This window comes from Yoonia sp., assembly GCF_017854415.1.
Lineage (GTDB): Bacteria > Pseudomonadota > Alphaproteobacteria > Rhodobacterales > Rhodobacteraceae > Yoonia.
On record NZ_JAFMHR010000139.1, the window covers coordinates 1 to 7369 of the forward strand.

General features: G+C 58.5%; 7 protein-coding genes and 1 pseudogene. 7 read left to right on the plus strand and 1 reads right to left on the minus strand.

Annotated features, from left to right (window positions below; translation table 11 throughout):
• The 7 genes and pseudogenes from QZ197_RS13450 to QZ197_RS13480 all read left to right on the plus strand — a co-directional run.
• Positions 1-410 (plus strand): annotated as a pseudogene (locus tag QZ197_RS13450) (UxaA family hydrolase); the annotation flags it as partial.
• On the plus strand, positions 407-1402 hold the full coding sequence (locus QZ197_RS13455) for a Gfo/Idh/MocA family oxidoreductase (protein WP_296432598.1): 996 nt from the start codon (positions 407-409) through the stop codon (positions 1400-1402). The pseudogene QZ197_RS13450 and the gene QZ197_RS13455, both read left to right, overlap by 4 nt.
• 27 nt (positions 1403-1429) lie before the next feature.
• Positions 1430-2317 carry an NAD(P)-dependent oxidoreductase gene (locus tag QZ197_RS13460; RefSeq protein WP_296432600.1) on the plus strand — a complete coding sequence of 296 codons (888 nt, stop codon included), beginning with the start codon at positions 1430-1432 and terminating at the stop codon, positions 2315-2317.
• A 74-nt stretch (positions 2318-2391) separates the two neighbouring features.
• Positions 2392-3291: an L-threonate dehydrogenase gene (gene ltnD / locus QZ197_RS13465; protein WP_296432601.1), complete on the plus strand. Its 900-nt coding sequence runs from the start codon at positions 2392-2394 to the stop codon at positions 3289-3291.
• Positions 3292-4542 (plus strand): 3-oxo-tetronate kinase, encoded by a 1251-nt coding sequence (gene otnK, locus QZ197_RS13470; RefSeq protein WP_296432603.1) that lies wholly within the window; start codon positions 3292-3294, stop codon positions 4540-4542.
• Positions 4539-5189 carry an aldolase gene (locus QZ197_RS13475; protein WP_296432605.1) on the plus strand — a complete coding sequence of 217 codons (651 nt, stop codon included), beginning with the start codon at positions 4539-4541 and terminating at the stop codon, positions 5187-5189. Before otnK ends, QZ197_RS13475 begins: the two co-directional genes overlap by 4 nt.
• Positions 5186-5932, plus strand: a complete 747-nt coding sequence (locus QZ197_RS13480; RefSeq protein WP_296432607.1) for a TIM barrel protein — start codon at positions 5186-5188, stop codon at positions 5930-5932. The genes QZ197_RS13475 and QZ197_RS13480 overlap by 4 nt, the downstream gene beginning before the upstream one ends.
• On the opposite strand, the gene QZ197_RS13485 is transcribed toward QZ197_RS13480, so the two are convergent.
• Positions 5921-7261, minus strand: coding sequence for a Gfo/Idh/MocA family oxidoreductase (locus QZ197_RS13485; RefSeq protein ID WP_296432609.1), 1341 nt, complete (start codon positions 7259-7261; stop codon positions 5921-5923). The two genes, QZ197_RS13480 and QZ197_RS13485, sit on opposite strands and share 12 nt — an antisense overlap.
• Positions 7262-7369 lie beyond the last annotated feature (108 nt).

Genomic DNA, 7369 nt, shown 5'->3' on the forward strand with positions numbered 1-7369 from the left:
CAAAGGGTGGCACGACGCCTTTGACTGGCGTTTATAGATACGCGGAAACGGTGACGGCGCATGGCTTCACCTTTATGGACAGCCCCGGCTATGATCCTGCGTCGGTCACAGGGCAAATCGCAGGCGGCTGTAATTTGGTATGCTTCACCACAGGGCGCGGTTCGGCGTTTGGGTCAAAGCCCAGCCCGACGATCAAGGTCGCGACAAACTCTGAAATGGCGGCACGCATGTCCGAGGATATGGACGTCGACGCGGGCACAATCCTCAGCGGCGGCGTCAGTGTCGCGGAAAAGGGGCGCGAGATTTACGAGATGTTCTTGGCCGTAGCCTCGGGCGAGGCCAGCAAATCCGAGGCGCAGGGTCTTGGCGACTACGAATTTGTGCCGTGGCAAATCGGCGCTGTAATGTGAAGCGGATTGTCGTCATCGGTGGTGGGCTGATCGGCATCCGTCATGTGCAAGCGGCTCAGGCGCATGAAGGGTGTGATCTGGTCGGTTTGGTCGATCCAAATATGGGCATTGATGCGGGGGATGTGGCGCGGTTTGCCGATATGGCCGACGTGCCTGACGGCGTTGACGGTGCGATCATTGCTACACCAACAGGGTTGCATGCGGCCCATGGAATTGCTGCGGCAAAGCGGGGTTGGCATGTGCTGATCGAAAAACCAGTCGCAGCTGATATGGAAGGGGCGCAGGCATTGCAGGGGGCCTTGGCCAACGCTGGATTGCGGTCATTGGTCGGACATCATCGCCGCTATCATGCGACTGTTCAGCAGTTGCGCGCGATGCTCGAAGAGGGCGCCATCGGCACGCCTGTAACGGCGAGCTTGATCTGGGCGATGCGCAAACCGGATGACTACTTCGAAGGCAATTGGCGCACGACTGGCGGATCGCCGGTGATGATCAACCTTGTGCATGACATTGATATCTTGCGATTTGTCTTAGGCGAAATCAGCGATATCGCGTGCCTCGCTGGTACGCCGCTACGCGATGGCGGTCGTATCGAAAGCGGGGCGGTTGCCCTGCGCTTTGAACGGGGCGCCACAGCGACGATCAGCTTTGCAGACATAGCGCCCAGCCCTTGGGGGTTTGAGGCTGGTACGGGTGAGAACCCAAATATTGGCACCACAAACCAAGACATGATGTGGATCACAGGTACGCAAGGCGGCATCAGTTTTCCGTCGTTGACCCAATGGAACGGTGTGGACTGGGGTCAGGCGGCCCAGACGGTGCCCGTCGATGTGGCGGTCAACGAAACCGTCCCACTGGCCGCACAATTGGATCACTTCTTGGATGTCATCGGGGGCGCTGCGCCCTTGATTGATGTGGCCGACGCCACACGGACATTGCAAGTGGCATTAGATATTGAAACGCAATTACGTGGCACGGGTGCCGCGACATGAACATTGCACAACAAAAAGGATTATATCGTGGGTAAACCAGCAATCGGATTTATTGGGCTAGGGTTGATGGGGGCTGCGATGGTGGACCGTTTGTTGGATCAAGGCTATGCGCTGACGATCATGGCCAACAGATCGCGACCCAATATCGACGCGGCCGTTGCACGTGGTGCTGCCGAAGTCGGCACCGCCCGCGAGGTCGCCGAGGCCAGCGACATCGTGATGCTCTGCATGGACACTTCGGCCAGCGTCGAAATGCGGATGCGCGGCGCAGACGGTGTGATCGCGGGGCTGCGCAAAGACGCGGTGGTCATCGACTTTGGCACTTCATTACCCGGCAGCACACGCATTTTGGGGGCCGAGGCCGTTGCGGCGGGTGGCCACTATCTTGACGCGCCCTTGGGCCGCACACCCGCCCATGCCAAAGATGGTTTGCTGAACATCATGGCGGCGGGCGACAAGGCTGTGTTTGATCGCGTCGAACCTGTCCTCAAGGATTTAGGCGAGAACGTCTTTCACCTTGGCGTGCTGGGATCGGGGCATACGATCAAGCTGCTCAACAACTTCTTTGGCATGACGGTGGCAAACGCGATGGCCGAAGCCTTTGCTGTGGCCGACGTCGCGGGGATTGACCGCAAAAGTGTGTATGACGTGATGTCGGCGGGGCCGCTGCATTCAGGCATGATGGATTTCGTCAAAGCCTACGGCGTCGATAACGACCCGAACAAGCTGGAGTTCGCGATCAAAAACGCGGCCAAGGACGTGGGCTATTACGCGATGATGACCAAGGACGCGGGCGTCGATAGCATCATGTCCAAAGGCCCGCTCGAGGCGTTGACGCTGGCGTGTGACGCAGGGCAGGGCGATGAAATGGTTAGCCAGATGGTCGATTTCTTTGCCGCTCGTTTCAAGACCTAACGGGATGATTTGATCCACTTGGCTTGTCCGATCATTTGGTATACCAATTTTCAAAACCAACTTAGGAGGCTGTTATGTCGGACTATAAAGTAGGGATATTTGGCCTTGGGGCGATGGGTTTTGGCATGGCAGGCGCGTTGCGTCGTGCAGGGCTTCAGACCCATGGATTTGATATCAACGCGGACGCTGTGGCAAAGTTCAAAGCCGAAGGCGGCGCGGATGGCACGCTTGATAAGGTCGCACCGACCCTAGACGCAGCGGTGATCGTCGTGGTCAACGCGGCGCAAACCGAAGGCGTCTTGTTCGGCGTAAACGGCATCGCGACCAAGCTTGCCAAAGGCGCGGCTGTGATTTCATGCGCGACAGTTGCGCCGGATTTTGCCCGCGATATGGCAAAGCGTTGCGATCACTTGGGGCTGCATTATCTGGATGCGCCGGTATCGGGCGGCACGATCAAGGCAGGCGAAGGTACGTTGTCTATCCTCGCGGCAGGCGCACCTGCGGCGTTCCAAAAGGGCGGGCCTGCGTTGGATGCTATGTCGGCGAAAGTATTCGCGCTCGGCGATGAAGCGGGTGCGGGATCATCGATGAAAGCGGTCAACCAAATGCTGACAGGCGTGCAAATCGCAGCCATGGCCGAGGCGATAACATTTGGCATGACGCAAGGGGTCGAGCCCGCGAAATTCCTAGAAGTCATCACACAATGTGCAGGCAATAGCTGGGCGCTGGAAAGCCGTGCGCCGTCGATTGTGAACGGCGACTATCGTCCGCTGAGTGCTGTTGATATCTGGCCCAAGGACCTTGGGATTGTTTTGGATATCGCAAAGTCGGCCAAGTTCAGCGCCCCGATCACGGCAGCGGCTTTGCAGCAATATTTGGCGGCGTCTGGGTCTGGTCTGGGCGGCGAACACGATTCAGCGGTAGCGAAAGTTTATGCGCGAAACGCAGGCCTAACCTTGCCGGGGCAGGACTAAGTGACGTTGCTTTTAGGGGCGATTGCCGACGACTTTACGGGAGCCACCGATTTGGCGGGGCTGCTGGCGCGAAGCGGTGCGCGCGTGTCCTTGCGGATCGGTGTACCTGAGGGACCGCCATCCGAAACAGCGCCTTATGAAGTGATCGCGTTGAAAATCCGCACCATGCCTGCGGCGGATGCTGTTGCTCAGTCTGAATCGGCATTGGATTGGTTACAGGCGGCGGGTGCGAAGCAGTTTTTCTGGAAATATTGCTCGACCTTTGATTCCACACCTGAGGGAAACATTGGACCCGTGGCCGAGGCGCTTATGGCGCGGCTGGGGGCAAAGCAGACGATCTATTGCCCTGCGTTTCCCGAAAACGGACGTAGCATTTTTATGGGGAATTTGTTTGTTGGCCAACAGCCGTTGGCGGAAAGTCCAATGAAGGATCATCCCTTGACGCCGATGCGGGACTCGAACCTGATGCGGCTTTTGGCGCCGCAAGTGACGGGCGATGTCGGGTTGGTTGACCGCCTGTGCGTCGCGCGGGGTGCTGAAGCTGTGCGTGCGAAATTGACGCGTCTGGCCGATCAAGGCATCGCTCATGTGGTTGTAGATGCGGTTGCCGATGCGGACCTAGAGGTCATCGCGCAGGCATGCCAGTCGTTCAAATTGCTGACAGGGGGCAGTGCGTTGGCGATGCCGTTACCTGCGCTTCATATCAGTGGCGGCGAACCGATTGAGGACCCGTGGCAAGCCCCGAAGGGAGAGGCTTTGGTATTGTCAGGATCATGTTCTGACATGACCCAGCGACAGGTTGCGGCCTATGCGACGTCGGCGCCGTCTTACAAATTGGACCCGCTCGCGCTGGCGCGTGACGGTGTGCAGCCTGTGCTAGATTGGTTGATGGGGCAAAGCGGTGCGCCGCTGATCTATGCCACTGCTGCGCCGCAAAATGTGCGTGCAGCACAGGACCAGTTGGGACGGGATCGCGCGGGGGAATTGGTCGAAGAGGCCTTGGCGCAGATCGCCGTGTTCGCCCGCGACAAAGGGGTGCGGCGGATCGTCGTTGCAGGTGGCGAATCCTCGGGCGCTGTGACGCAAGCCTTGGGAGTGACGCGGCTCGACATTGGGCCAGAAATTGCGCCGGGTGTGCCTTGGTGTGCGTGCGACAGCGACGGAAAACGGATGGCGCTGGCGTTGAAGTCAGGTAACTTCGGAGCCGAAGCGTTTTTCGCCACCGCATTGCAAAAGTTGGACAGCCTATGAGCACGGATACGAATTTGCGCGAGCAGATGTGCGTGCTGGCGAAGTCGCTTTTTGATCGCGGGCTGACAGGGGGCTCGACGGGTAATATTTCGGCCCGCACCTCGGACGGCGGCTTGCTGGTGTCGCCGACAGGGTCCAGTTTCGGGCGGCTTGATCCGGCGCGACTGTCGCTTTTTGACGCAACGGGCCAACATATTGGCGGCGACATGCCGACCAAGGAGATGCCGTTGCATAACGCGTTCTACGAGACCCGATCGAGCGCAGGCGCAGTCGTGCACTTGCACTCGGCGCACTCAGTCGCGTGGTCGCTGCTGAAAGATCAAGACCCTGATAATTTCCTACCGCCATTGACCCCTTATGCGATTATGAAGCTTGGCAAAGTCGCCCTGCTGCCATTCTTCCTCCCCGGAGATGCCGCGATGGGCGACGCTGTTCGCGGGTTGGCGGGCAAGCGGACGGCAGTGATGTTAGCGCATCACGGACCCGTCGTTGCGGGCAAGGATGTCGAGGCCGCCTGCAACGCGATTGAGGAATTGGAAGACACGGCCCGATTGGCCTTACTGACCCACGGCATGGCGCGGCGGCAGTTGAGCGACGCGCAGATCAAGGACGTTGTCACGAAGTTTGATGTGGAGTGGGAGTCATGAAGTTTTCCGCCAATCTAGGATTTTTGTGGACCGATAGAGCGTTGCCAGATGCGATCCGCGCGGCAAAGGCCGCCGGATTTGACGCGGTAGAATGTCATTGGCCCTATGATCAGTACGTCGATGCTGTCGCATCGGCGCTGCAGCAAACAGGTTTGCCCATGTTGGGCTTAAACACCCGTCGTGGACGAACTGGTGAAAACGGCATGTCTGCTTTGCCGGGGTGCGAGGACGAGGCGCGCGCGGCGATTGACGAAGCGCTGGCCTATGCGAAGGCAACCAATACGGGCGCGGTTCATGTCATGGCAGGTTTCGCGCAAGGCGCGGATGCCCATGCTACTTTTGCCGAAAACCTACGCTATGCTTGCTCGCAGGCCGAGGGACGCACGATCTTGATTGAGCCGTTGAATGGTTATGACGCGCCCGACTATTTTCTGAATCGTACGACACAAGCTGCGGCGTTGATTAAAGAAGTCGGCGCGCCAAACCTTCGGCTGATGTTTGACTGTTACCATGTGCAACTCACGGAGGGCGACGTGACCCATCGGTTAGAGAAACTGTTGCCTATCATTGGGCATATTCAGGTAGCCTCGATCCCCGATCGCGGCACACCTGATCATGGAGAGTTGAACTATCCCTATATCTGGCAGGTCTTGGATCGGCTGGGCTGGGATCGCCCGATTGGCGCAGAATACAAGCCAACAGGCGATACGGATGCCAGTCTAGGGTGGCTTTCAGCCGTCTAAAAAGGCGTGCTGCGCAACCCGCAGATCGAAAATGTCTTGGTCATCCACGATCTCGACATCATCAATGCTGATGATCTGATCTTTACGCACCGCGCGTTTTAGTTTGATGTGATGCGCCAAGCCGATGGGCAGTGCGTTCAGATCATGGGACCGGCGGGCAGGGATCGCCTTGGCCCAGACCTTGTAGCCGCCTTCACCGTCCAGCATGTCACCAGCTGGGAAATCGCCTTTAGCGGTCGCGACCGCATCACCGCGCCAACGGGTGGAGCTGCCAGTGGCCTCGCCGCGTAGGCAGGCGGATAGGACGGACACAGATGTTTCCAATCCGATCAGATGGAACGGCCGCCACATCGAACCGTACCAGCCCGACGGATCAGTCAGCAGCCCATATTGTTGAAAGCAGGCGCGGGTGTATTCATCGGGCGCGCGGAAGGTCACGAACATGCCGTATTGGATGTTGTTCAGCACAGTGCGGCCATCGTGTTCGCGGCTGGCGGCGATGTCGACAAGGCCAGTTTTTGCGAGATTTCCGCCGTCGCTTTTTGGTCGAAACACGGTGGCAAGATCCTGCAAACCAGCGGGATGAAACGCGAGGCCATCTTCGGGGCAATCCAAGCCTGTGGCATTGGCGACGGCGGCCATTTCAATCGCGGCCTTGGTGCCATCGGTGAAGGAGTTATACATCTTGGGGTTAAAGTCTCCGGCGGCGACTTCTTCCTTGGACCATCCGAAAAAATCCCAAACCGTGTCAGGGGTAGAGTAGCGATAGGGCGGGGCGAAGTTCATGCCTTTGCCCGCCGAGACCAGTTCAAAGCCGCAGTTATGGACCCAATCGACCAACTCGCACATCGCGGCGGGCTGGTCGCCATAGGCCATCGAATAGACGACGCCTTGGGTACGGGCGCGATTGGCCAAGACCGGACCGCATAGGACATCAGCCTCGACGTTGACCATGATTACGTGCTTGCCCGCATCGATGGCAGCAAGCCCGTGACGCAGGCCTGCGAGGGGGTGGCCCGTCGCTTCGATGATACACTCGATGGCGTCGCAAGCGAACAGATCGGCGGCATCGTTGGTGATGCAGGTCGTGCCTTCGGTGACGGCCTGATCCATCGAGCGGGCGTTGTAATTTACGGCCTCCCATCCGGTACGGGCGAGGGAGACGCGGGCTTTGTCGGCGTCCAATTCCGCGATACCGACGATTTGGTATCCGGGAATATGCTTGGCCTGCGCCAAAACCATAGAGCCGAATTTACCTGCGCCGATCAGGCCGATGCGGATGGGTTTGCCCATGGCGGTGCGCGCGGCCAGCAGGGAAGACAGGTTCATGGCAGGCTCCTAAAGATGAGATTATCACCAGCCTAGAGCGGAAAATTAAAATGGTATACTCCGATTCCCGCATAAGCCGAATTTGATGTCTTGACGGCTGGGTTTGAA

Coding starts and splice junctions, on each gene's coding strand:
- ltnD (WP_296432601.1), top strand. CDS start 2,392: ATGTCGGACTATAAAGTAGGGATATTTGGCCTTGGGGCGATGGGTTTT.
- QZ197_RS13475 (WP_296432605.1), top strand. CDS start 4,539: ATGAGCACGGATACGAATTTGCGCGAGCAGATGTGCGTGCTGGCGAAG.
- QZ197_RS13480 (WP_296432607.1), top strand. CDS start 5,186: ATGAAGTTTTCCGCCAATCTAGGATTTTTGTGGACCGATAGAGCGTTG.
- QZ197_RS13485 (WP_296432609.1), bottom strand. CDS start 7,261: ATGAACCTGTCTTCCCTGCTGGCCGCGCGCACCGCCATGGGCAAACCC.